Annotated in this window: 24 protein-coding genes; 9 read left to right on the top strand and 15 right to left on the bottom strand. The window is 34.5% G+C overall.

Annotated features, from left to right (window positions below):
* Positions 1-306: 306 nt before the first annotated feature.
* From lpdA to aceE, 3 genes are read right to left on the bottom strand one after another with little or no spacing between them, the layout of a single operon-like run.
* Entirely contained in the window at positions 307-1,731 is a 1,425-nt protein-coding gene (gene lpdA, locus GAPWK_RS04800) for a dihydrolipoyl dehydrogenase (RefSeq protein ID WP_025315134.1), read from the bottom strand.
* 16 nt (positions 1,732-1,747) lie between these two features.
* Positions 1,748-3,364, bottom strand: coding sequence for a pyruvate dehydrogenase complex dihydrolipoyllysine-residue acetyltransferase (gene aceF / locus GAPWK_RS04795; protein ID WP_025315133.1), 1,617 nt, complete (start codon positions 3,362-3,364; stop codon positions 1,748-1,750).
* Positions 3,365-3,376: 12 nt separating this feature from the next.
* The gene (aceE, locus tag GAPWK_RS04790; RefSeq protein WP_025315132.1) at positions 3,377-6,043 is read right to left on the bottom strand and encodes a pyruvate dehydrogenase (acetyl-transferring), homodimeric type; all 2,667 of its coding nucleotides are present in this window, start codon (positions 6,041-6,043) and stop codon (positions 3,377-3,379) included.
* Positions 6,044-6,420: 377 nt separating this feature from the next.
* On the opposite strand from aceE, the gene lipB reads away from it, so the two are divergent.
* Positions 6,421-7,038, top strand: a complete 618-nt coding sequence (lipB, locus tag GAPWK_RS04785) for a lipoyl(octanoyl) transferase LipB (protein WP_038517217.1) — start codon at positions 6,421-6,423, stop codon at positions 7,036-7,038.
* Positions 7,039-7,056: 18 nt separating this feature from the next.
* Positions 7,057-8,016: a lipoyl synthase gene (gene lipA / locus GAPWK_RS04780; RefSeq protein ID WP_025316844.1), complete on the top strand. Its 960-nt coding sequence runs from the start codon at positions 7,057-7,059 to the stop codon at positions 8,014-8,016.
* A gap of 522 nt (positions 8,017-8,538) precedes the next feature.
* Here the strand turns inward: lipA and GAPWK_RS04775 are convergent.
* Entirely contained in the window at positions 8,539-10,365 is a 1,827-nt protein-coding gene (locus GAPWK_RS04775) for a DUF3413 domain-containing protein (protein WP_051516234.1), read from the bottom strand.
* Between the two features lie 135 nt (positions 10,366-10,500).
* On the opposite strand from GAPWK_RS04775, the gene GAPWK_RS04770 reads away from it, so the two are divergent.
* The 3 genes from GAPWK_RS04770 (at position 10,501) to GAPWK_RS04760 (ending at position 13,713) form a co-directional block, all read left to right on the top strand.
* Positions 10,501-12,270: an AAA family ATPase gene (locus GAPWK_RS04770; protein WP_025315130.1), complete on the top strand. Its 1,770-nt coding sequence runs from the start codon at positions 10,501-10,503 to the stop codon at positions 12,268-12,270.
* Positions 12,271-12,418: 148 nt separating this feature from the next.
* Positions 12,419-12,940 carry a bifunctional 3-hydroxydecanoyl-ACP dehydratase/trans-2-decenoyl-ACP isomerase gene (fabA, locus tag GAPWK_RS04765; protein ID WP_025315129.1) on the top strand — a complete coding sequence of 174 codons (522 nt, stop codon included), beginning with the start codon at positions 12,419-12,421 and terminating at the stop codon, positions 12,938-12,940.
* Between the two features lie 287 nt (positions 12,941-13,227).
* Positions 13,228-13,713 (top strand): thermonuclease family protein, encoded by a 486-nt coding sequence (locus GAPWK_RS04760; protein WP_025315128.1) that lies wholly within the window; start codon positions 13,228-13,230, stop codon positions 13,711-13,713.
* Between the two features lie 17 nt (positions 13,714-13,730).
* Here the strand turns inward: GAPWK_RS04760 and GAPWK_RS04755 are convergent, their stop codons facing one another.
* The 4 genes from GAPWK_RS04755 to GAPWK_RS04740 all read right to left on the bottom strand — a co-directional run bounded on the left by GAPWK_RS04755 (position 13,731) and on the right by GAPWK_RS04740 (position 16,557).
* Positions 13,731-13,994: a DUF5339 domain-containing protein gene (locus tag GAPWK_RS04755; protein ID WP_025315127.1), complete on the bottom strand. Its 264-nt coding sequence runs from the start codon at positions 13,992-13,994 to the stop codon at positions 13,731-13,733.
* 157 nt (positions 13,995-14,151) lie between these two features.
* A complete protein-coding gene (gene cspE, locus GAPWK_RS04750; RefSeq protein ID WP_025315126.1) occupies positions 14,152-14,361 on the bottom strand; it encodes a transcription antiterminator/RNA stability regulator CspE in 210 nt (69 codons plus the stop codon).
* A 316-nt stretch (positions 14,362-14,677) separates the two neighbouring features.
* Entirely contained in the window at positions 14,678-15,487 is an 810-nt protein-coding gene (gene proC / locus GAPWK_RS04745) for a pyrroline-5-carboxylate reductase (RefSeq protein WP_025315125.1), read from the bottom strand.
* A 125-nt stretch (positions 15,488-15,612) separates the two neighbouring features.
* Positions 15,613-16,557, bottom strand: coding sequence for a type IV pilus twitching motility protein PilT (locus GAPWK_RS04740; RefSeq protein ID WP_051516233.1), 945 nt, complete (start codon positions 16,555-16,557; stop codon positions 15,613-15,615).
* Positions 16,558-16,593: 36 nt separating this feature from the next.
* On the opposite strand from GAPWK_RS04740, the gene GAPWK_RS04735 reads away from it, so the two are divergent.
* Together GAPWK_RS04735 and GAPWK_RS04730 are read left to right on the top strand one after the other, a co-directional pair.
* Positions 16,594-17,295: a YggS family pyridoxal phosphate-dependent enzyme gene (locus GAPWK_RS04735; RefSeq protein WP_025315124.1), complete on the top strand. Its 702-nt coding sequence runs from the start codon at positions 16,594-16,596 to the stop codon at positions 17,293-17,295.
* Positions 17,296-17,332: 37 nt separating this feature from the next.
* Complete coding sequence (locus GAPWK_RS04730) at positions 17,333-17,890, top strand: YggT family protein (RefSeq protein WP_025315123.1); 558 nt, start codon at positions 17,333-17,335, stop codon at positions 17,888-17,890.
* A gap of 40 nt (positions 17,891-17,930) precedes the next feature.
* On the opposite strand, the gene GAPWK_RS04725 is transcribed toward GAPWK_RS04730, so the two are convergent.
* From GAPWK_RS04725 to corA, 4 genes are all read right to left on the bottom strand, one after another.
* Positions 17,931-18,353: a YcgN family cysteine cluster protein gene (locus tag GAPWK_RS04725; RefSeq protein WP_038517215.1), complete on the bottom strand. Its 423-nt coding sequence runs from the start codon at positions 18,351-18,353 to the stop codon at positions 17,931-17,933.
* Positions 18,350-18,598: a YcgL domain-containing protein gene (locus GAPWK_RS04720; RefSeq protein WP_080692428.1), complete on the bottom strand. Its 249-nt coding sequence runs from the start codon at positions 18,596-18,598 to the stop codon at positions 18,350-18,352. The genes GAPWK_RS04725 and GAPWK_RS04720 overlap by 4 nt, the downstream gene beginning before the upstream one ends.
* Before the next feature lie 19 nt (positions 18,599-18,617).
* On the bottom strand, positions 18,618-19,577 hold the full coding sequence (locus GAPWK_RS04715; RefSeq protein WP_038517213.1) for a glucokinase: 960 nt from the start codon (positions 19,575-19,577) through the stop codon (positions 18,618-18,620).
* A 193-nt stretch (positions 19,578-19,770) separates the two neighbouring features.
* On the bottom strand, positions 19,771-20,712 hold the full coding sequence (gene corA, locus GAPWK_RS04710; RefSeq protein ID WP_025315121.1) for a magnesium/cobalt transporter CorA: 942 nt from the start codon (positions 20,710-20,712) through the stop codon (positions 19,771-19,773).
* Positions 20,713-20,930: 218 nt separating this feature from the next.
* Here corA and GAPWK_RS04705 point away from each other — a divergent pair, with 218 nt between their 5' ends.
* Together GAPWK_RS04705 and GAPWK_RS04700 are read left to right on the top strand one after the other, a co-directional pair.
* Positions 20,931-21,452: a single-stranded DNA-binding protein gene (locus tag GAPWK_RS04705; protein ID WP_025315120.1), complete on the top strand. Its 522-nt coding sequence runs from the start codon at positions 20,931-20,933 to the stop codon at positions 21,450-21,452.
* Between the two features lie 105 nt (positions 21,453-21,557).
* On the top strand, positions 21,558-22,220 hold the full coding sequence (locus tag GAPWK_RS04700; RefSeq protein ID WP_038517210.1) for a MarC family NAAT transporter: 663 nt from the start codon (positions 21,558-21,560) through the stop codon (positions 22,218-22,220).
* A gap of 18 nt (positions 22,221-22,238) precedes the next feature.
* Here GAPWK_RS04700 and GAPWK_RS04695 read toward each other — a convergent pair whose 3' ends face one another.
* Genes GAPWK_RS04695 through GAPWK_RS04685 form a run of 3 tightly spaced genes read right to left on the bottom strand, consistent with a single transcriptional unit; the run spans position 22,239 to position 23,905 of the window.
* A complete protein-coding gene (locus tag GAPWK_RS04695; protein ID WP_025315118.1) occupies positions 22,239-22,931 on the bottom strand; it encodes a DUF2461 domain-containing protein in 693 nt (230 codons plus the stop codon).
* Positions 22,932-22,934: 3 nt separating this feature from the next.
* Positions 22,935-23,699: a 3-deoxy-manno-octulosonate cytidylyltransferase gene (gene kdsB, locus GAPWK_RS04690; RefSeq protein ID WP_025315117.1), complete on the bottom strand. Its 765-nt coding sequence runs from the start codon at positions 23,697-23,699 to the stop codon at positions 22,935-22,937.
* A 20-nt stretch (positions 23,700-23,719) separates the two neighbouring features.
* Positions 23,720-23,905, bottom strand: coding sequence for a Trm112 family protein (locus tag GAPWK_RS04685; RefSeq protein WP_025315116.1), 186 nt, complete (start codon positions 23,903-23,905; stop codon positions 23,720-23,722).
* Between the last annotated feature and the right edge of the window lie 2 nt (positions 23,906-23,907).

The raw sequence follows: 23,907 nt of genomic DNA, 5'->3' as shown, positions 1-23,907 counted from the left end.
TAAACTATCGATAAGATAGTGAATAGAATTTTGGTGTGATTAAATGATTAAATTAACTTAAGTTTAAAAAATTAATTATATTAATAAGTTATAATTTATTTTGTAAAAAATATTCAGAAGTCTATATCATTTCATTTTCATGAAATATATTCTATCAAGTAAACGTATCGTTAATTCCATAATAACTTAATAATTAACTTTAGTTTTTCTACAAATATGAAATTTAATTAAAATAACGTGCAACATAAAAAAAGCCGTCAGCGTAAACTGACGGCAAAGTATCGAAGGAAAATTAAAATGAAAATTTTATTTTTTTACTGCTTTTGCATTAGGTAAATCAGTAATAGAGCCTTCATAAATTTCAGAAGCTAAACCGATTGATTCATGCAGTGTTGGGTGAGCGTGGATGGTTAAGGCAATATCTTCTGCATCACAGCCCATTTCAACAGCTAAGGTAATTTCACCAAGCAATTCACCACCATTTGCTCCCACCACGGCACCACCGAGTAGACGATTATCCGCTTTATTAAAAATCAACTTAGTCATACCTTCTGAACAATCAGATGCAATAGCTCGTCCTGACGCTGACCAAGGGAAAATCGCAACTTCGTAATCAATGCCCTTTTCTTTTGCCTCTTTTTCGGTTAAACCAACCCAAGCAACTTCGGGTTCAGTATAGGCAATGGAAGGGATTGTTTTAGGATCGAAGAAGTGTTTTTTACCAGCAATGACTTCGGCTGCAATATGTCCTTCATGTACACCTTTGTGAGCCAACATTGGTTGACCTACAATATCACCTATAGCATATATGTGAGGAACATTGGTACGCATTTGCTTATCAACTTCGATAAATCCTCGAGCGGTAACATTTACGCCAGCTTTTTCAGCGCCGATGAGTTTACCATTAGGAGAGCGACCAATCGCCACTAATACCGCATCATAAGTGTGAGTTTCAGTGGTGCCGTCTTTCTTTTCCATAGTGACATAAATTGCATCGTGTTTTGCTTCAACTGTCGCCACTTTAGTTTCAAGTCTTAAAGTGAATTTATTTTGAATCTGCTTAGTAAAGACTTTGATCACATCTTTATCCGCAGCAGGAATAACTTGATCTAGCATTTCAACCACATCAACTTCTGAACCTAAAGCATGGTATACGGTTCCCATCTCAAGACCGATAATTCCACCGCCCATTAATAATAATTTTTTAGGAATGGTTGTTAATGCTAGTGCATCAGTTGAATCCCAAATTCGTGGATCATCATGAGGAATAAAAGGTAGTTGAATTGGGCGTGAGCCTGCGGCAATAATGGCATTATCAAAAGTAATTTTAGTAATACCTTTGGCAGAGGTCACATCCATAGTATGGCTACCGGTAAACTGAGCATCACCTTGAATGACATTTACTTTACGCATTTTAGCCATGCCAGCAAGGCCGTTTGTCAATTGATTAACAACCTTTTCTTTCCAAGCTCGTACTTTATCCAGTTCTAGTTTTGGTGTTCCAAAATGAATGCCGTGCGCAGTCAATGATTTGGCTTCATCCATAACTTTAGCAACATGCAATAATGCTTTAGATGGAATACAACCCACATTTAGACATACGCCGCCTAAAGTTGAATAGCGTTCAACTAAGGTGACATCTAACCCAAGATCGGCAGCGCGAAAGGCAGCGGAGTAACCCGCTGGACCTGCACCTAGAACGACAAGCTGTGTTTTAACTTCTTGACTCATAATCTATATTCCCCCACTACATCACTAAACGACGTAAGTCGGATAAGACGTTAACAATATGACTTAGGAAGCGTGCACCATCTGCTCCGTCGATCACGCGGTGATCGAAAGATAAAGATAATGGCAACATTAAGCGAGGTGTAAACTCTTTACCATTCCAAATTGGTTTCATGCTTGAACGAGAAACACCTAAAATGCCAACTTCTGGAGCATTTACAATTGGTGTGAATGAAGTTGTACCAATTCCCCCTAAGCTAGAAATTGTGAAGCAACCGCCTTGCATATCGCTACCCGTTAATTTGCCATCGCGTGCTTTTTTAGAAATTTCTGCAAGTTCACGAGAAAGCTCAACAATACCTTTTTTATCAACATCTTTAAATACAGGTACAACAAGTCCATTTGGTGTATCAACCGCTACACCAATATTAATGTATTTTTTGATAATTAGAGTTTGCGCATCTTCAGATAGTGAACTGTTAAAACGTGGATAAGCTTTTAACGCGCTGGCTACCGCTTTCATTATAAAGACCAGTGGTGTGATCTTAAGGTCGAGTTTTTTCTTCTCTGCTTCGGCATTTTGTTGTTTGCGGAATGCTTCAAGATCAGTAATATCTGATTCATCAAACTCGGTAACATGAGGGATCATTACCCAGTTGCGATGTAAATTTGCACCCGATACTTTTTGAATTTTGGTTAATGGTAAGCTTTCTATTTCACCAAACTTACTAAAATCAACTTTTGGCCAAGGTAATAAGCCAGGTAGAGCACCACCCGCAGCACCGCTTTCAACTTGTTTGACCGCATTTTTAACATACGCTTGGATATCTTCACGTAAAATACGATGTTTTGGCCCAGTAGGAGTGACTTTAGCCAAATTAACACCAAACTCACGCGCTAAGCGACGTACTGATGGTGTGGCATGGGCATAAGCATCATTTTCAACAAAATCATTACCTGAAGTGGCTGGTACCGTTTCTGTTGCAGCAGATGCTGCAACAGCAGTGGTTGATGCTGATGCAGTTGGTGTTGAAGCTGGAGCAGGAGCAGGAGCAGTTGTTGCACTATTAGCCGCTGGTGCCGCTGTAGTTGTTTCAAATTCCATGATTTTGGAACCCGTTTTAACTTTATCGCCAACTTTAATGATAATATTTTTAACTACACCCGCAACTGGTGCAGGGATTTCCATTGAGGCTTTATCACCCTCAACCGTTATAATATTGTCATCAATCGCAACAGTATCACCTACCTTAACTGAAATTTCAGTAACTTCAACTTCGTCGCCACCAATATCAGGAACATTGACATCGACGGTTTGGCTAACAGATGAAGTTGTAGGTGTGACTTCAACTTTTGGTGCAGTTGGTTGTGATGCTGATTGTGGTGCTGGAGCAGCTGCGCCGCCCTCTTCATCAAATACCATAATGTCTACACCGGTTTTAACTTTATCACCAACTTTAACAATGATTGATTTTACAATCCCTGCTTGTGGAGCAGGAATTTCCATTGAAGCTTTATCACCTTCTACCGTCATGATGTTATCATCAACAGCGACCTTATCACCCACTTTTACTAAAATTTCGGTAACTTCAACTTCATCATTACCAATATCAGGCAATTTAATTTCAATACTCATTCTTTTTACCTCTTATGCAATACGTGGGTTGAGTTTATCAGCATTGATCTCGAACTTTTTGATCGCTTCTTCAACGACACTTGCTTCAATGTCACCGCGTTTAGCAAGCTCACCTAATGCTGCAATGACAACATAAGAAGCATCAACTTCAAAGTGATGTCGTAAATTTTCACGGCTATCACTGCGTCCGAAACCATCAGTTCCCAATACACGATAATTTTCAGCTGGTACAAAGCCACGTATTTGTTCGGCAAATAGTTTCATATAGTCAGTTGAAACAACAGCTGGATTATTATTCATTACTTGCGCCACGTAAGGCACTTTCGGTGTTTCGCTTGGATGTAACATGTTGTAACGTTCACAATCTTGACCATCACGAGCAAGTTCAGTAAATGAAGTGACACTATAGATATCAGAACCAACACCATACTCTTTGGCTAAAATATCCGCCGCATCACGCACATGACGTAAAATCGAACCTGAACCTAATAGCTGAACGATTGGTTTACCGTTTTGACCTTGAACAGTATCAAGTTTATAGATACCACGACGGATCCCCTCTTCAGCGCCTTGTGGCATTGCAGGTTGAGCATAGTTTTCATTTAGTGTCGTAATATAGTAGTAGACGTTTTCTTGATCGCCATACATACGACGTAAACCATCTTGCATAATAACGGCAACTTCATAAGCATAAGCAGGATCGTAAGATACGCAGTTTGGAATCGTTAAAGCTTGAATATGACTGTGACCATCTTGATGTTGTAACCCTTCACCATTTAAGGTTGTTCGGCCAGAAGTACCACCAATCATAAAGCCACGCGCTTGCTGATCACCCGCTGCCCACATCAAATCACCAATACGTTGGAAACCAAACATTGAGTAATAGATGTAAAATGGAATCATTGGGTAATCATTGGTACTGTATGATGTTGCTGCTGCTATCCATGATGCAGTTGCGCCACATTCATTGATCCCCTCTTGTAGGATTTGCCCTTTTTCATCTTCACGATAATAAGCCACTTGTTCTCTATCTTGTGGCGTATATTGTTGACCATGCGGATTATAAATACCGATTTGACGGAATAGACCTTCCATACCAAAAGTACGAGCTTCATCCGCTAGAATTGGCACTAGTCGTGGCGCAAGATCTTTGTCTTTCAACATGATATTAAGCGCTCGTACAAAAGCAATAGTGGTTGAAATTTCTTTAGTTTGTGCTTCTAGTAGTGGAGCAAACTCAGTTAAAGGAGGAATTGAGACCGTTCCTGAAAAATGAGTTAATCTTGATGGTACATAACCATGTAAAGCATTACGCCGTTCATGAATGTATTTATATTCAGGTGTGTGCTCTTCAAATTTAATATATGGTAATTTTTCTAAAGCATCATCGGTAACAGGAATATTGAAGAAATCACGCACATGACGAACACCATCCATATTCATTTTTTTCACTTGGTGAGCAATATTTTTCGCTTCTGCTGCTTCCCCCATACCATAACCTTTGATAGTATGCGCTAAAATTACTGTTGGTCGGTCTTTAGTCTCTTTAGCACGCATAAAGGCAGCAAACATTTTAGATGGATCTTGACCACCACGATTAAGTCTGAATATTTCTTCATCAGACATATCTTTTACTAATTCTGCTGTTTCTGGATATTTACCAAAGAAATGCTCACGTACATAAGCACCATCTTTTGATTTAAAGGTTTGATAATCACCATCAAGCGTTTCGTTCATTAATCTTACTAACTTGCCAGATTTATCTTTTTGTAGGAGTTTATCCCAACGGTCACCCCAAATAACTTTGATAACATTCCAACCTGCACCAGCAAAAACACCTTCTAGTTCATTGATGATTTTACCATTACCGGTAACTGGACCATCTAAACGTTGTAAGTTACAGTTGATGACGAATACTAAGTTATCCAGTTTTTCACGAGTAGCAACCGTAATTGCACCTTTAGATTCTGGCTCATCCATTTCACCATCACCTAAGAAAGCATAAACAGTTTGTTCTGTGGTGTCTTTTAGACCACGATGATTTAAATATTTTAAGAATCGAGCTTGGTAAATAGCACTTACCGGTCCCAATCCCATTGAAACTGTTGGGAATTGCCAAAATTCAGGGAGTAATTTAGGGTGCGGATAAGATGGAAGTCCTTTGCCGTGTACTTCTTGGCGGAAATTATCAAGTTGTTCTTCAGTTAGTCGGCCTTCAATAAATGCTCTTGAATAGATACCCGGGGAAATATGACCTTGGAAATAAACCATGTCACCACTGTCTTTATCATTTCTAGCTCTAAAAAAGTGGTTAAAACAGACTTCGTAAAAAGTTGCTGCTGATTGGAATGATGCCATATGCCCACCAAGCTCTAAATCTTTTTTAGATGCTCTTAATACCATCATAATTGCATTCCAACGCACAATTGAACGAATCCGTCTTTCTATTTCCCAATCGCCTGGATACGCTGGCTGTTCTTCTACCGGAATGGTATTAATATAATTACTGGTTGAAGAACCAAAAAGTAAAGGAACTCCTCCTTCTTTTGCCTTATTGACTAATTGTTCAATAATATACTGCGCACGTTCAATTCCTTCTTCACGAATGATTGAATCAAGACTTTTGAGCCAATCTTGCGTTTCAACGGGATCGATATCATTCATTTGCATGTCCGACATATAAAAACCTCTTTTTTGTTTATAAAAATGCAGGATTTGCCATCCTTAGCTACAATTAAAATTATAACTAACTTTACAAACTTCAAATCTGCATTATGGAGCTTTATGAATATAAGTCTGCCATTTTCCAAAAAAAAGTAAAGCAGACAACTGGTTAGAATAGAATGTTAATTCCTATTAAATTAATCAACTATTCCAATTGCTATGTAAAGAAAAAGATAATTATTTGATATAAATCAAATTTAAGAAACATTGAATTGCCAGAACTACTAACCTCGGTTATACCGTGTTTACCTATGTGTTGTCAAGCTATAGTAAAATCTGATATATAGAAGGAAATTTACTAAAAATTAAATTTGCATAGAGCAAAAAATAATATGATCGCAAACAATATTATAATTAGAGAGTTACATACTCAACCTTACATGCAAACCTATCAAGCTATGCATGATTTTACGCTCAATCGCAATGAACAAACGCCTGATGAAATATGGCTAGTTGAGCACTATCCTGTTTTTACGCAAGGCAGAGTTGGCAAACCAGAACATTTATTACATCAAACAGATATTCCAATTGTCGCAACCGATCGTGGTGGACAAATTACCTATCATGCACCTGGTCAGCAAATTATGTACATCTTATTTGATCTAAAACGTCGTAAAATAGGTATTCGTGACATTGTTAGCTGTTTAGAAAAATGTGTCATTCAAACTTTGGCACATTATGATATTATGTCTTATGCCAAAGCAGAAGCTCCTGGTGTGTATATTGATCACAAAAAGATTTGTTCTTTAGGATTACATATCAAACGAGGATGCACATTGCACGGGCTTGCATTAAATATCGATATGGATCTGGCGCCATTTAATAACATTAATCCTTGTGGATACGCTGGATTGCAGATGACTCAATTAAAAGAATTTGTCTCACAAATTAATCGTTCTGAATTAAAACAATTGTTAACCAACAATTTTATTAATCTGTTAACAAACTAATCTAATAAGATATCTATTATGCAAAATAATGAAACTATAGTCAGAAGTTCAAAATATCGAGATGCCGATAAAACACGGCTCATTCCAATCGTTACGTTAGAAGAATCTGCACCATTAAAAAAACCCGACTGGATGAAAATTAAAATACCTGTTCATTCTACAAATATTGCACATATTAAAAATACGATGCGCAAACATGGATTACATTCCGTATGTGAAGAAGCATCTTGCCCTAACTTAGCCGAATGTTTTAATCATGGTACCGCCACTTTTATGATTTTAGGAGATATCTGCACACGTCGATGTCCATTTTGTGATGTTGCACACGGACGACCATTACCTCCAGATCGAGAAGAACCCTTTAAACTCGCTCAAACCATTCAAGAGATGAAATTGCGTTATGTCGTAATAACTTCCGTTGATCGTGATGATTTAAAAGATGGCGGAGCCAGCCATTTTGCAGATTGTACTCGCGAAATTCGCGCTTTAAGTCCAAATATTAAAGTTGAAACACTTACACCTGATTTTCGTGGTTGTATCGATGAGGCAGTCGAGGTATTAAGTGATAATCCACCTGATGTATTTAATCACAATTTAGAGAACATTCCGCGGTTATATAAAAAGATTCGCCCTGGTGCCAATTATGTAGGTTCGCTCAAGTTATTATCAGCATTTAAAGAAAAACATCCCGATATTCCAACAAAGTCAGGTTTAATGGTTGGACTTGGTGAAACCAATGCAGAATTAATTGAGGTACTGAAAGATTTACGAAGTCACGGTGTAACCATGTTAACACTTGGTCAATATCTACAACCAAGTAAATATCACTTACCTGTTGAGCGTTATGTACCGCCAGAAGAATTTGACGAACTTAAACAAATTGCTTTAGGTATGGGATTCACGCATGCTGCCTGTGGGCCATTTGTTCGATCTTCTTATCATGCTGATTTACAAGCAATGGGGAAAGAAGTGAAGTAGATAAATGAAAATATTTATTATTTAAAAATTTATATTACACATTGTTATTTATGTAATTATAGTCTGGATTAAGTAAATGAATTTGAGGTTTTAATTTATAAAATTAAAAATTAATAAAGGGTAAATCCTTATAAATAACAAGTTTTTTGATTTTGAAGATTTATAAATTTTTATCAATCAAAATTGCCGTTTAATACATGGATATTTTTTATCAACTACTGTGCATAAATTATATCTGCAATTGTAAATTGCACTCAAGTTTTGAATAAAACTTTTATTCAGGATTTTTGATTGATTTATTGTTTATTTAAGGAAAAACCGCAACTATGAAGTGACCCCATAAAGTTGGACACTTTTATTAAGCGGTTATTTATGAATGATTTATGCTGATAGATATTAATTTTTTATTCCAGATCTTGCTTTTCACAAAATCAAATCCGAAATTTGAAACACAATTTTTTAATAATAAAACTATTAACTATACTTTAATTTAAATAAATTAACTTTCTTTTATTAAAGATGTTAATTGTCTACTACCATAAAACGTCGATTTTCGGTAACAATTTGTAAAAAGATTGGTAGGCTGATTTTTTCATGTTTTAATTGTTTACCCGATAAATCATAAACTTTTGAACGCCCATATTCGTCAATTACAATAGTTTTATCTTTATAAAGTGCAGCAATTTTATTTTCATTTCCCGCAATAATCCATTGTTTCGAAGTTTGATTAAATAAATTATTACCCTGGCTGTATTGTTGTGGAGATGTTTTTACATTAAATACATCTTGCATCAATGTTGGTAGTATATCTGTTTGCGAGGTAACATGATTAAAATTAAGATTTTCTTTGCCAGGCCAAGAAACAATTAATGGGACTTTTAGATATTCTCGATTAAAGTTATTGCCATCATTACGAAGAGCTGTTTTTTTAACTTTATCAATTTTTATGTCGTTAGTTCCTGCAATGACAATAATGGTATTGTCATATAGATTTGACAGTTTTAAGTGATCAATTATCGATTTTAAATATTGATCGAGTTTTGCTGCATTGGATTCTAATTCAGATATTGGCATTTTTTTATTTTTATTACCAATAGAGTATTGGATAACAGAAAACAGTGGAGCGTGGTTATATAACTCACTTTGTGTATTATGCCATGTGATCCAATTATCCGTTGTTTGTTTGTTATTCTTTTTTATTGGATCTGGCAAAGTAAAATTAGATAATAATGCATAACGATATAGAGAGTCAGAAAATCCTTCAGTTGAAAATAAGCCTAGGTTGTAGTGCTGTTGATTAACTACCTCAATGAGAGTAGAAGTTTTATGACTGCTTAAAATACTGTTGTAATAATTTGGATCTAAACCGTAAAACAGTGAAAAGTCGTTTAAATAAGCTTGATTACTTGAAGCATAATTATTACTAAAGTAAATATTATTTTTTGCAAAATCATTTAACCACGGCATATTTTCAGATAGTAAACTATAATTCCAACCATCGATTACTATCATAAGCACATTTTTTTTCGATGTTTGTGTATCATCAAAAGTGATACGATCTAATGGATATTCAATGGCAATAGCAAACGGATTACCTTCTTGAGTAATACGGTTTCGGTAGTCATTTTCTTCAATAAAACCATAACGCTCAAGAAAATGCCGAGCGGTTAGTGGGTAAGAAAGAGGTAAGCTTGACCGTTGCATAGTTATTGGCCTATAAAAGTTAGCATCAGCCCAAATATGAATTAAATGGGAAGAGACAAAACTCAGCATAAAAAGAATGACTATAGGTCTAGCAAAGCGTTTTCGCTTACTTAAACTGCGTAATTTTTTCCAGCTCCATACTGCAAATAATATTTCAAAAAGCAAAATGAATGGGATAATAATCAAATTAGTACTTAAAAATGAGCCTTTTTGCGTTGTTAATAGTTGCCAAATCGATAAATTAAGATGCATTCGGAATTGTTTAAACACTTCAATATCAATAAGAAGTAGTGCAATACCTAATGTTGCAATGATTATGGCAATCATTCGTTGCCAACAAGCCGAACGAATAAAAAAGCTTAAAGGAAAGAGTAAGATTAAATAAGCAATAAATGTTAAAAAACTAAAGTGACCAATTGCGCTAATTATTGCATAAAATCGTCCCATAAAAGTACGAGGCCAATCTGCAATAAATAAATATTGACTCCCCAAAGCAATTACAACAAAAACATTAAATAATGTGAACCAATGACCCCAACTAACAATTTGTGTGGTCTGTTCGTCTTTGAAGTGATTACTTTTAAGTTTGAGCATATTTAATCGTTGGTAATGAAGAGATGGTAAGCACATATTAATTTGTGGCATAGTTTACCTGATTTTAAAAAATCTTTCTGTAATTTTTTTATTCGTTATCATAAAGATTCAGGTAATTTGTTGGCGTTATAATCGATACTTGTTATAATTCTCGGATCTATTTAGCTAACAATAAAGACTATAATTTTGGCAATTACACAACTCAAATCACAACAGATCCAACCTGATTTAACAAAGATTTCTGCACTTAGTACCCAAGTAGATACAAATAGATTGGTGTCAGATAAATCACTTCATTTACTTAAATGGCAACCTCGTATTGCTTCGGCTTTATCTTTGCTATGCCCGCATACAAGAGCAAATTATAGTCCACGATTTATGCTATTAAAAGCACCTGAAAGCGAGCTTTTATTTTCTTTGCTTGAGCAAGCAATTAAATCCGATTTATCATCATCAGAATTAGGCTACAACTATTTTGTCAATGAAAATAAAATCACACTGAATAAAGCAAAAAGCAAGCAAGATAATTTTGCCGTTCAAGATAGTTGTTTAGCTGTTTCCGCTGTCAATTCTGAAAAGCTTTTTGGTTGCGTCAGACAACCTGAAAATGGTCAAATTAAACTACAAGCAGGTTTAGTGCATCAAGTTAATGGTGGGATTTTAATTTTAGGGCTACGTTCATTGCTAAACCAACAAGAGCTTTGGACAAAGTTAAAACAAATGGTTATTAAACAACAATTTGAATGGTTTACGACTGATGAATCTCATCCGTTACCCTTGTCAATTCCTAAAATGCCCTTAGATTTACGTGTTATTTTGGTTGGTGATAGATTAAGTTTAGCTGAGTTGCAAGATTTTGAACCTGAGTTTTATACAACCTCAATTTATACTGAATTTGATAATGAATTACCGATAAAATCAACAGAAGATATCGAACAATGGGTTGATTATTTAAAATTTATTGCTGATAGACAACAGTTGCCTAATATTGATAATTCAGCACTTGGTAAACTTTATAAAGAAGCAACACGCTATACAGGCGATCAATATTATTTACCTCTTTCAGTGGACTGGATTAATTCTATTTTGGTAAACGCCACCCATTTTGGGCAAAATAATGCTATAGATGGATTAGCTATTACTCAAGCAATAAAACAAAAATCATGGCATGAAGCCTATTTGCAAGAAAGATTACATGATGAAATCTTTACTAATCAAATTATGATTAACACTAAAGATCAAGTTGTGGGGCAAGTTAATGGATTATCGGTGATTGAATATCCTGGATATCCAAAAGCAGTAGGCGAGCCAACACGTTTAAGCTGCCTTATTCATTTTGGGGATGGAGAATTTATTGATATTGAGCGAAAAACTGATTTAGCGGGCAGCATCCATTCTAAAGGCATGATGATTATGCAGGCATTTATAATGTCTGAATTTGCCATTAATCACCAGATCCCTTTTTCTACATCATTAGTTTTTGAGCAGTCTTATAATGAAATTGATGGAGATAGTGCATCTCTTGCTGGACTTTGTGCAATAATAAGCGCATTATCGGAGCAGGCCATCGATCAGCAACTGGCAATAACTGGGTCAGTTGATCAGTTTGGCCATGTACAATCTATTGGCGGTGTAAATGAAAAAATTGAAGGTTTTTTTGCTGTTTGTAAACATCAAGGTTTAACTGGGCAACAGGGAGTAATTATCCCTGCAAGCAATCAACGTCATTTAAGTTTAAATGATGAAGTTATTGAAGCAATTGAAAAAGAGCAGTTTTCAATTTGGACAGTCGATCATATTGCTGATGCACTTTATCTGCTTACAGGTGTACCTTATAAAGATAATAGTAGCATCAACTTGTACAAACTGATACATGCTCGTATGCAATCAGTATTGATACAAGACAAAAAGCACGATAGCTGGCTAAGTAAATGGCAAAAATATTGCAAAAAGTAGTAATACCCAATAAACTTTATTTTAACATTTCATTAATTAACAGGTTGAAATGAAGTGCATTACTCGTTTTTAGGGTTTTAAAGCATGGCTCTTAATAATTTAATTATGTTTGCCAAGCATTTTATTATATTAGATAAAAGGTTTTTCTATGACATTTGAACGTAAATCTTCGTATGATAAAGCAGATCTGATTAAATCAGGCAATTGTGAACTATTTGGTCATGATGGTCCGCCATTACCGTCTGATTTAATGCTAATGCTGGATCGTATTATCGAAATGAAGGAAGATGGTGGTAATTTTGGTAAAGGTTATATCGAGGCAGAACTTGATATTAATCCCGATTTGTGGTTTTTTAAATATCATTTCAAAAATGATCCAGTAATGCCTGGTTGTCTTGGTCTTGATGCTATGTGGCAATTGGTTGGATTTTATTTGGGATGGATTGGCGGTAAAGGTAAAGGTCGTGCTTTAGGTGTAGGCGAAGTTAAACTTAAAGGTCAAATACTTCCGACTAATAAAAAAGTTACTTACAAAATTCATTTTAAACGCCTTATTAATCGTAAACTAATTATGGGTATTGGCGATGGTGAGGTTTATGTTGATGGTAAATTAATTTACCAAGCAACTGATCTAAAAGTGGGTCTTTTTAAAGATACAAGTGAATTTTAAGTTTATTTGACTCTCTATTCTTATATTTACTTAAAATATAAGAATAGAATACCAATTATAGTTAGTTAGCTTTATAAGCTATTGTAATACCAGTTATGCTTTATTCATGTAATTTAATAGTATTTTAATAGTATTTTTTATTATGTTAGTAATTTTTTATAAAACAAAATTTAAAGATATATTCATAATAATGCAAAATGCTTTGCAATTTTCAATAAGACATATCGCTGACTCATCACTCTACCTGTCTATTTTTAATAATTAACATTTTTAATCTAGTATAATTTATGATTTTCTTAAAACGTTTTTTGATTTTTATTCTTTTATCTTTTTTCTTAAATAGCTTCGTTTACGCTGATTTTAGTGGCAAAGTAGTAAAAGTTATCGATGGTGATACAGTTGATATATTAACTGTTAAGGAGCAAAAAATTCGAGTTCGTTTGCTTGATATTGATGCCCCAGAAAGCAATCAGGCTTATGGCAATAAATCGAAACAATATTTAGCCTCACTTATTGCAGGTAAAAAAGTTTTTGTTAAATCAAGCAAGAAAGATATTTATAAAAGAACATTAGGTACTATTTTCTTAAATAAAGTAAATATAAATGCCAAAATGGTTGAAAGTGGCTATGCTTGGGCTTATCGTTATAAAGGTAAGGCTAATAATAAATTAATGGTCAAAATTGAAGCAAAGGCTAAACAAAGCAAAAAAGGACTATGGAAAGATAAGAAACCTATAGCCCCGTGGGATTTTCGACGTAATAATAAACGTTAAATATCTCAATTGAAATTCTATTTATCGATTTCTTTGAGTAACTCTAAACCTTGAGCACAAGCAGCCTTTTGCTTATCTTCTGGCAAAGTAATAATTTCTTGTTTTGCGTTTTCAAGGTTTTGCATGATTACGTCAAGTACTTCTTGGCTAAGAGTATCTTTGGGCACATTTTTATAAATATTTTCTACTTTATCAAAATATACTTTACAAGATTCTGGCAGATCTGCTGTTGCAACAGAACAAAAACTCAACATTATCACAGCAAATATTAACTTTTTCATTGTTTACCTTTGTAATCAGATAGCTATTAATATTTTTATTCAAAATAATAAGTTATGATTTTTATAGAAAAATAAGGTAAGATTTAGGATATATAGCGTTGATAGGTAGTATCTATCTTACCAGTAAGAACTTACTGATAAGATAAGCAGATGAAGACTAGATCACTGAAACGTCTGCAGCAGCAGGACCACGTGGGCTATCTTGAATAGAAAATTCTACTTTTTGACCTTCACCTAATGTTTTAAATCCGTCACCAGTAATTGCAGAGAAATGAACAAACACATCTTTGCTGCCATCAGCAGGGGAAATAAAACCAAAACCTTTACTTTCGTTAAACCATTTCACTTGACCAGTAATCTTAGACATAATAATCTTCCTATAAAATAAATTAATCTCAGCCACTTAAGGCTATACTCATAAAACATAAAACTTAGACTACTTATTAACACTGATAAGAAGAGACTGAAGAAAACCAATACCTGACTTAAAGTAAACTACAACTACATATATCTAAATGTTACAAAATAAATCCGCATGTCATATGCTGGACTCTATTTACTCATAATTAGATGACTAATGCAAGCAATCTTTTGTAATAATTGTTAATAAGTGTTAATGATAATAAAAAAAATAATTTTCAACAAAAAGCCAACATTATAATGTTATAATTTATTTAGATATATTAGTTTTCTGCCATTGATTTAGATTTCTTTATTGTTGCTTCAACCGCATCAATAATCGCCGCTCTAAAACCTTTCTCTTCCAACGCATGAACACCTTCAATAGTTGTGCCTGCGGGAGAACAAACCATATCTTTAAGCTCGCCAGGATGTTTACCTGTTTCAAGCAACAATTTTGCAGATCCCATAACAGCTTGAGCAGCAAATTTATAGGCCTGTTTTCTAGATAATCCGCCTTTAACCGCACCGTCAGCTAAAGCTTCAATGAACATAAAAACAAACGCTGGTGAAGAACCACTAGCACCAATAACTGCATCAATTAAATATTCAGGCACGACTTCAGTTTCACCGATACAATTTAATAATTCTTGTACTATTTTTAACTCTTCATCAGTAACTTCAGTGTTGGGGGTGATAGAACACATGGCAGCATTAACCAATGCTGGTGTATTTGGCATCACTCGGATAATTTTTTGCTCATAACCAATACTTTTTGCTATCGTTTTAATTGTTACGCCAGCTGCGATTGATACAACAATAGTATTCTTTTTTAATTCTTTTTGAATATCATTGAGAACATCAACGATTACATTAGGCTTTACAGCAACAAAAACGATATCTGATTCACGGGCTACGTCTCTTGCTGATGCTAAATTATTTACTCCATCAGATTTATTTAAATCTTCACCTTTTTCTGGGTGAGTATCATAAACATATATCTGCGTGCCTGGTACAACATTACTCCCTAAAATACCTTGTAATATAGCATTGCCCATATTACCTAAACCAATTAGACCAATACGCTGTTCCATTTTTATACTCCTATTAATGTAAGTTAAATTGATTATAGATTATTTTTTCAATAAAACCCAAAATTTATCTTTCCTGTAATTCAGACTTTTGAATAGGGTATTCACAGCATAACTTTTAAGCTTTATTAAAAGCTTTCTGGCATTACTTGCATGCCATATTGTTGCCCAGTTTGCATAAGCGATAAAATTTGTTTGACCTTACCTTCATTAATTAAATTACTAATTGCTGGTGTATTAATCAGTATTTCAAATATCGCTTTACGTTCATTATTATGACTTATTAGTCTTTGACTTATGATAGCTTTTAAACAATTAGAGAGTTGGCTGCGAATAAAATCACGAGAATTACCTTCAAAAACATCAATAATGCGATTAATACTTTGGACTGCAGAGTTAGTATGCAAAGTGGCAAAAACCAGATGACCTGTTTCTGCGGCAGTCAATGCGGCTTGAATTGATAGTTTATTGCGTAACTCTCCTAATAAAATTATATCTGGATCTTGTCTTAATAAACTATCAATAGCTTGACCAAAATCGGCTATTTCACGTTGTTGGATTAATGATTTATCATTTTGATAAATATATTCTATAGGGTCTTCAAGCGTAATTATATGTTTGGCTATTGTCGTATTAATATACTGAATTAATGTAGCTAAAGTAGTGGATTTACCACTACCTGTTGCACCAGTTACTAAGATGATACCTGAGTCATTTTTTACAAGATCACTAAAAATAGCAGGAGCACCAATATCAGAAAATGTAGGAATACGATGATTGATTACTCGAAACACTGCTGAAATACCACGGTGTTGATAAAAAATATTAACTCTAAATCGTCCTACTTTATCCAAATGATAAGCAAAATCTATTTGCCTATGTTGCTGAAGGATCTTTCTTTGAGATTCATTCAATAAGCTTAATAACGCCATTTCAAGGGTATTTGGTATTAGCTTATCAGCATTTAAAAGCTGTAATTGTCCATTAATACGAATAAAAGGGGCTTCACCACTTGAAAGGTGCAAATCGGACGCATTTTGCGTTACACTGAGAGCTAACATTGAGTTTAACATTAAATTCTACCTATTAATTATTCTTTGGGAATTAACATGAATACAGTACAAGACAATTTACTTAACATTAAAAATGAAATTGCAGAAATTGCTAAAAAGTGCGAAAGAGATCCCAACACAATACAACTTATTGCAGTTAGTAAAACCAAACCTGTCGAGCAAGTAATAGAAGCAATTAATGCTGGCCAATTAGCTTTTGGTGAAAATTATGTGCAAGAAGGCGTTGAAAAGATTCAATACTTCGAAAAAAACATGCCAAATAATGATTTAATATGGCATTTTATAGGTCCATTACAATCAAATAAAAGTAAATTAGTGGCTGAACACTTTGATTGGATGCACACCATTGATCGACTAAAAATAGCACAAAGATTAAATGATCAACGTCCAAACCATATGGCTAAATTGAATGTGTTGATTCAAGTTAATATTAGTCAAGAAGCCAGTAAATCTGGAGTAAAACCTGAAGAGGTTGCTGATTTGGTCAAGCAGATTGTTACCTTGCCTAATCTGAATTTACGTGGATTAATGGCAATACCTGAAATTGAAAATGACTATGATAAACAATTTAATGTATTTACTAAGATGCAACAACTTTTGCAATCATTACAAAAAGATTATCCATTTATGGATACATTATCTATGGGGATGAGTGGCGATATGCAGGCTGCAATTGTTGCTGGTAGTACTATGGTTCGCATTGGTACAGCTATCTTTGGTGCACGACAGTATTTATGATATATTGGTTAAATATCTTTATTTTGAGGAATTTTAAATGACATCGATTTTCTTTTTAGGGAAAACCGTTTTGACCATTTGTTTGTATGTTTTGATTTTAAGATTATGGATGCAGCGTGTGCGCGTAAATTTCTATAATCCTTTTACCCAATTTATCGTCAAAATAACGCAACCCATCATTGGTCCATTACGTAAAATTATTCCGTCAATTGGTCGTATTGATACTGCTACATGGATTCTTTTATATCTGTTTGCCGTTATCAAAATTATTTTTGTTTTATACTTCAACCTAACTAATGCTCCAATATTTTCACCAGAATATCTTTTATATGCTGTGGCTGCAATTGTTCATGCTGCAGGGAATCTTTTATTTTGGTTATTACTATTTCGTGCGATTATGAGTTGGGTAAGTAGAGGACAATCTGGAGTCGATGAGCTACTGGCTCAATTAACTGAGCCTCTTATAGCTCCCATCCGTCGTATTGTACCACCTATAGGTATGATTGATATCTCGTTCATGATTTTTGTGTTTATTTTGATGTTCTTAAATATGCTCGCTTTCGATCTTGTGGGCTACCTATGGATTTTACTTTAAGTTTTTATAAATTAAAAAAGGGAGCATTTACTCCCTTTTTTTAAAGAATATGATCTTCCCAACAAATCACATCTTTTTCATATACAATGCGATTTTTAACTGAAATTTTTAACTTATGCATAAGCTTTTTATTTCCTCTTATAAGAGGATGCCATTCAGGTAATAGCCCTGTTTCTGAAAAATAACGATAAGTACAGGTTAACGGTAACCATTCAATGGTTAGAAGATTTTCTCGGGTCAATTTAATGCAATCAGGCTCATAGGCAAAACGATTATGATAATGCCTGCATTGGCAAGTATTTGAATCAAGCAAATTGCATGCAACATTAGTGTATAAAATTTTGCCTGTATCTTCATCCTGCAATTTATTTAAGCAACATTGACCACAGCCGTCACAAAGTTGTTCCCACTCATCGTCACTCATTTGTTCTAAGGTTTTATGTTCCCAAAATGGCTCAATCATACTTTGAAATCGTCTTCTTTTAACATTTGTAAGAAAAATCCATCCGTTTTAATTCTTTCTTCTATTTCTTGTGCTGTACCAACAACAAATTGACGTTTACCATCAAGTAGTACCTTCATTACAAACACTGGAGCACCAAAAATAGACATTATTTTTTCAGGGATTGGAGAAAAATCATTTTGATTTTCCATATATAAATAACAATTTTCTTTTTTAGTACTTCGGTAAATATAACACCACATCATAGAATAGAACCTTACTCAATTATTTAAGACTATTTTGTAAATAAACACCAGCGCCAAATAGACCTGGATCTTTATGTGTTATCACATAAACAGGAACTTTTTTGACTAAATATGACATACGACCTTTATGTTCAAAAGCAGATCTAAATGGGGATGCTTTAAAAAATTCAATAAATCGAGGTACGATACCACCAGCAATATAAACACCACCTTGAGTGTTAAGAGTTAAAGCCAAATTACCACCAAAACGCCCCATGAAAGTACAAAAATAGGTAAGCGTCTGTAAACAAATTGGACAACTATTATCTAATGCTTTTTTAACAATAACATCAGGTGTAATATCTTCTTCTGGCAGATTATTAATTTTTAATAAAGCCTGATAAATATTAACAATGCCGTTACCTGATAAAAAGCGTTCTGATGAAACACGACCAAATTTTTTTCGAAGTTGCACTAAAATTTGATCTTCATCTTCACTGACCATCGGCAATTCAGTATGTCCGCCCTCTCCTGGCATACTGATCCAACGTTCATTTACCTTGATTATATGCGAAACGCCAAGTCCAGTACCTGCTCCATAAATTGCAATTGGATAATTTAAATCAGGTTCATCACCACCAATTTTTACTAGATCTTGTTTAGGTAATTTAGGAATTGAAGTTGATACAGCCGTAAAATCATTAATTACTTCAAGTTTAGTCAGATTTAATTCTTTAATCAGTTCTGAACGTGAAAATGACAAATCATTATTTGTCATATTGATGATATCTTCATCACCAATTGGACAAGCAATTGCGATGCAAGCCATATTAACTTTGACTGCTTGTGCTTGCAAATAATCTTTGATTAAATTTAATAAGATATCATGTTTTGAAATAAGAACTTTGGTAATTGCTGATAGTTCGTTAGTCGCTAAATTGTAGAGTGCAAATCTGGCATTGGTTCCACCGATATCCGTAACTAGTGCATGTTGATTCATTTTATATCCTTCTGTAAAAATTAATTCTTTTTTTAAATAGCAAGCATTACATTCATTTGTTGAAGAAAGCAAAACAGGCGTTGTGATTAACTAGTTACACTAAGTTAAGTCCCTTAACTGATTATTACCACAATAAACACTTCTGCTAACTTAATTAGTAGATAAATATTTTAAAATTGCAAATAAACAGTGATTATAACCACTTCTTAAGTTTAAAATAAATATAAGGTGCAACCCCTGCAAGTAACATCAACAATAACGAAAATGGATAACCATATTCCCATTTCAATTCTGGCATATTTTCAAAATTCATACCATACGCCGATGCAACTACTGTCGGTGGTAGAAATACAACAGACACAACTGAAAATATTTTAATTATTCGGCTTTGCTCAATATTGATAAAGCTGGTTGCAGCTTGCATTAAAAAATTTACTTTCTGAAATAGTGATTCATTATGTGGAACTAGTGACTCAATATCGCGAATAACTTCACGAGCTTGTTCTAATTGATCTGTTGGCATCTTAGCACGGCGTACAAGGTAATTGACTGCACGTTGACTATCCATTAAACAAAGTCTAACTTTCCATGCTGTATCTTCAAGTTCGGCTAATGATGTAATTGCTTCATCATAATGTTCTTGAGATGAGCGATCCATAATAATCAAACTTAACTCTTCAAGCTCACTATATATATTCTCGATTTGGTCAGCTAACTGTTCAACTTTAACTTCAAATAAATCAAGTAAAACTTCGTACGGGTTACCATCGTTCATCCCCTGATAACGCGATCGCATTCGATATAAACGAAAAGCGGGTAAATCACGTTCACGTAAGGTAAAAAGTCGACCATTATGTACAGTAAATGCAACAGTTGAGTTCCCAGCACGATCTTCTGCATCTTCATAAAAGAAAAATGAGTGAACATGTAAACCTTCATTGTCTTCAAAAAAACGAGCTGACGCTTCGATATCGTCTAATTCAATACTTGTAGCTAAGTTTTGTCCTAAATGTGTTAAAACAAAATCGCGATCGGCTTCTTCTGGTTCAATTAAATCAATCCATGTAGCATTATTTATATCGCTTTCATTAATTTTTACTAATTGTTTGTTTTTTAATCCAAACGCATTAATCATAAGGACTCCTGTAGTGGGGGAACGTTTTAGTACAGTACGTTAACAAATGGTAGGCATTATACTCGTAATGGCTACAAATTCCTATGTCTAAGCCAATCTTTCTACATATTTACAAAATGAGATAAAAATTCCATTATTAAATTAAATTCGCTGATATTACTACTGTCTCATGCTACAATATGCCACTTAAATACTTATGCAATTTTTAGGAGTTTATAATGGCAAACCGAGGAATAAATAAAGTCATTTTAGTTGGTAATTTAGGGCAAGATCCTGAAGTCCGTTACATGCCAAATGGAAATGCTGTAGCTAATTTTAGTGTAGCAACCTCAGAATCATGGAAAGATAAACAAACTGGTGAAACCCGTGATCGCACTGAATGGCATCGAGTTGTCGTTTTTGGTAAATTAGCCGAAATTGCAGGTGAATACATCAAAAAAGGGACTCAAGTTTATCTTGAAGGGCAACTGCAAACTCGAAAATGGCAAGACCAATCAGGACAAGATCGTTACACGACAGAAGTAGTGATTAATCCTATCGGTGGAACTTTACAAATTCTAGGTTCACGTGGAAACAGTAATGATAGTTATGATGATGGTTCTCAGAATTGGGGACAAAGTGCTAATAATATTTCATCGGCACCAGCTGCATCATCTCGTCAACCAAATAAAAATGCACCCGCACCACAACCTAAAGCACCCGAACCTCCAATGGATTTTGATGACGACATTCCTTTCTAAAACTATCACCTCTGTTATATTTGGGCGTTAATCTGCGCCCTTATATCTTTTTTTGTTTATTTCTATTATACTTAGCTATAATTTTAATGGATTCAAGATATAACTATGTTGGAACTCATACAGACTGTTGGCTTTGGTTTAATTCTCTTTCTCCCATTAACTAACCCACTAACCACCGTTGTACTTTTATTAGGTCTATCTGGCGATATGACCAATGAAGAACGTAATTATCAATCAAAGTTAACTTGTATTTATGTGTTTTTAATTATGGTTGTTTCATTTTATTGTGGGCAACTGGTGATGCATACATTTGGAATATCTATTCCTGGATTACGTATCGCGGGAGGAATGATTGTTGGCGTTATAGGCTTTAGAATGCTATTTCCTCAACAACCATCACATAAAACCGTTGAAGCTGATGCAAAAAAGAAAGAAGTTTCCAATAATATTGCCTTTGTGCCACTGGCTATGCCAAGTACCGCAGGTCCAGGTACCATAGCAATGATCATTAGTATGTCTTCAACAGTTAAAACTGGTGGCTACGATATTTCAACTTGGGTTGTTTACACCGCGTCGATTCTGGTTCCTTTATTATTATGTATTATACTTTGGTGTTGTATGCGTAGTGCTGGGAGTATCATGCGGTTTATGGGAAAAAGTGGCATTGAAGCCACCTCAAGAATTATGGGATTTTTGTTAGTTTGTGTAGGTACACAATTTATTATTAATGGCATTAAAGAATTAGTTATAAATTTCCCAAATATATAAGTTTATCGAAAAAAAAATTTATAGTTTTGGGATATTTTTAATCATTTCTACTCGCATTAAATAATCATAAAGTGGAACTAACTGTTTAAATCCTTTCGCCAATTTTTTAGGTAGTTCACCATTTAGCACATCTTCAATATGGTTGCTTGTTACCAACACTGCTAAATTTCTTCGGTTATACCATGTCGCTATCTTTTCATCTTGTTCTTTAATTAATGGACGTTTATAGCTTTCACCAACCAATTCAAATGGCTTTTTAACACAGCGTGTCATTTCAAGAAATTTACTTGTATCATTAAGAATTTCTTCTCGAAAAATATCCATTGTCTGTTTGGAAGGACAGTAATAACCAAGTCCATATTGATAACTACTTGGACTGATTTCAAAAAAGTAAGCAGGTGCTTCTTTCCAATCACGATTGGGTCGTTTAAATGTTAGCCATAAATGGCTACGATAAAGCGATTTGTCATTGGAAAACCGCGTATCACGATGAATACGTGATATCGTTTTACCAATCGCTGGACGCGTTTCAAACCATTCATCAATTTTAAGCATATCTGGTGTTAGTTGTTCGACCAATAAGCGAAAAGGTTTAACTAAATCGTTATCATAGATTGTGCGGTGCTCTTCAAACCAAGGTTTGCTATTATTGATCCAAGCATCTTGTAGAAAATTAAGCCCTGCTTGCGTAAAACCTGTAAAGTTTGCCATAGCTTACTCCTTAAATAATGCTCTTACTTTTTCTAAATCTTCTTGTGTATCTACCCCAATTGCAGGAGATTGTTTTGCAACTGCCACATGAATTTTTTCACCATACCAAAGTACCCGCAATTGTTCTAACATTTCAATCTGCTCAAGTGATGATGGCGCCCAGTTGATATATTGGCGAATAAAGCCAGCACGATAAGCATAAATACCTATATGACGAAGATAAAAATCACCAATGCTTGATTGTTTCAGTAAATCAGTTGATTTAGCAAATCGATCACGCTCCCAAGGAATCGTTGCACGAGAAAAATACAACGCATAACCATCTTTATCAGTCACAACTTTTACCGCTCCAGGATTAAACGCTTCTTCGGCTGAATCAATTGGTACGGCGAGTGTTGCCATCCCTGTTTTATACTGCACTAGGTTTTCAGCCACCTGATCAATAATAACAGGAGGAATTAAGGGTTCATCACCCTGCACATTAACAATTATTTCATCGTCAGCGAATTGATAACGATTAATCACCTCAGCTAAACGTTCTGTGCCTGAATTATGTTTATCACTAGTGAAAATAACTTCACCATTATAGGATTTGACAACATCAAATACTTGCTGATGATCAGTAGCAATAATTACACGATGGGCTGAGGATTTTTGTGCTTGTTCCATTACACGCACAATCATTGGTTTACCATGGATATCTGCCAGCGGCTTAGCGGGTAAACGGCTTGAAGCATACCTAGCAGGAATAATAACTGAAAATTTCATAACTAAAGCCTTATATCTTTTTATTCTTCAATAGATTGTGTTTGATTGATTGGTTGAGCTTCTGATTCAAGCAACACTGGAATCTTATCTTTAATTGCAAAAACCAGATTATCGGCTTGGCAGATTAATTGTTGATGTTCTGCATCATACTGCAATTGTCCATGACATTTAGGGCAAGCAAGCGCACTTAATAGAATTTGTTTCATTT

The sequence above is a fragment of the Gilliamella apicola genome (genome assembly GCF_000599985.1).
GTDB classification, from domain to species: Bacteria; Pseudomonadota; Gammaproteobacteria; order Enterobacterales; family Orbaceae; genus Gilliamella; species Gilliamella apicola.
Note: the sequence above shows the minus strand (reverse complement) of the source record. Positions and strands in the feature narration are given on the sequence as shown.

Coding starts and splice junctions, on each gene's coding strand:
- GAPWK_RS04740 (WP_051516233.1), bottom strand. CDS start 16,557: ATGTTAAACTCAATGTTAGCTCTCAGTGTAACGCAAAATGCGTCCGAT.
- aceF (WP_025315133.1), bottom strand. CDS start 3,364: ATGAGTATTGAAATTAAATTGCCTGATATTGGTAATGATGAAGTTGAA.
- GAPWK_RS04755 (WP_025315127.1), bottom strand. CDS start 13,994: ATGAAAAAGTTAATATTTGCTGTGATAATGTTGAGTTTTTGTTCTGTT.
- GAPWK_RS04730 (WP_025315123.1), top strand. CDS start 17,333: ATGACATCGATTTTCTTTTTAGGGAAAACCGTTTTGACCATTTGTTTG.
- corA (WP_025315121.1), bottom strand. CDS start 20,712: ATGATTAATGCGTTTGGATTAAAAAACAAACAATTAGTAAAAATTAAT.
- GAPWK_RS04735 (WP_025315124.1), top strand. CDS start 16,594: ATGAATACAGTACAAGACAATTTACTTAACATTAAAAATGAAATTGCA.
- lipB (WP_038517217.1), top strand. CDS start 6,421: ATGATCGCAAACAATATTATAATTAGAGAGTTACATACTCAACCTTAC.
- GAPWK_RS04705 (WP_025315120.1), top strand. CDS start 20,931: ATGGCAAACCGAGGAATAAATAAAGTCATTTTAGTTGGTAATTTAGGG.
- GAPWK_RS04760 (WP_025315128.1), top strand. CDS start 13,228: ATGATTTTCTTAAAACGTTTTTTGATTTTTATTCTTTTATCTTTTTTC.
- GAPWK_RS04685 (WP_025315116.1), bottom strand. CDS start 23,905: ATGAAACAAATTCTATTAAGTGCGCTTGCTTGCCCTAAATGTCATGGA.
- proC (WP_025315125.1), bottom strand. CDS start 15,487: ATGGAACAGCGTATTGGTCTAATTGGTTTAGGTAATATGGGCAATGCT.
- GAPWK_RS04695 (WP_025315118.1), bottom strand. CDS start 22,931: ATGGCAAACTTTACAGGTTTTACGCAAGCAGGGCTTAATTTTCTACAA.
- lipA (WP_025316844.1), top strand. CDS start 7,057: ATGCAAAATAATGAAACTATAGTCAGAAGTTCAAAATATCGAGATGCC.
- cspE (WP_025315126.1), bottom strand. CDS start 14,361: ATGTCTAAGATTACTGGTCAAGTGAAATGGTTTAACGAAAGTAAAGGT.
- aceE (WP_025315132.1), bottom strand. CDS start 6,043: ATGTCGGACATGCAAATGAATGATATCGATCCCGTTGAAACGCAAGAT.
- GAPWK_RS04700 (WP_038517210.1), top strand. CDS start 21,558: ATGTTGGAACTCATACAGACTGTTGGCTTTGGTTTAATTCTCTTTCTC.
- GAPWK_RS04715 (WP_038517213.1), bottom strand. CDS start 19,577: ATGAATCAACATGCACTAGTTACGGATATCGGTGGAACCAATGCCAGA.
- GAPWK_RS04720 (WP_080692428.1), bottom strand. CDS start 18,598: ATGATGTGGTGTTATATTTACCGAAGTACTAAAAAAGAAAATTGTTAT.
- GAPWK_RS04725 (WP_038517215.1), bottom strand. CDS start 18,353: ATGATTGAGCCATTTTGGGAACATAAAACCTTAGAACAAATGAGTGAC.
- kdsB (WP_025315117.1), bottom strand. CDS start 23,699: ATGAAATTTTCAGTTATTATTCCTGCTAGGTATGCTTCAAGCCGTTTA.
- GAPWK_RS04775 (WP_051516234.1), bottom strand. CDS start 10,365: ATGCCACAAATTAATATGTGCTTACCATCTCTTCATTACCAACGATTA.
- lpdA (WP_025315134.1), bottom strand. CDS start 1,731: ATGAGTCAAGAAGTTAAAACACAGCTTGTCGTTCTAGGTGCAGGTCCA.
- fabA (WP_025315129.1), top strand. CDS start 12,419: ATGACATTTGAACGTAAATCTTCGTATGATAAAGCAGATCTGATTAAA.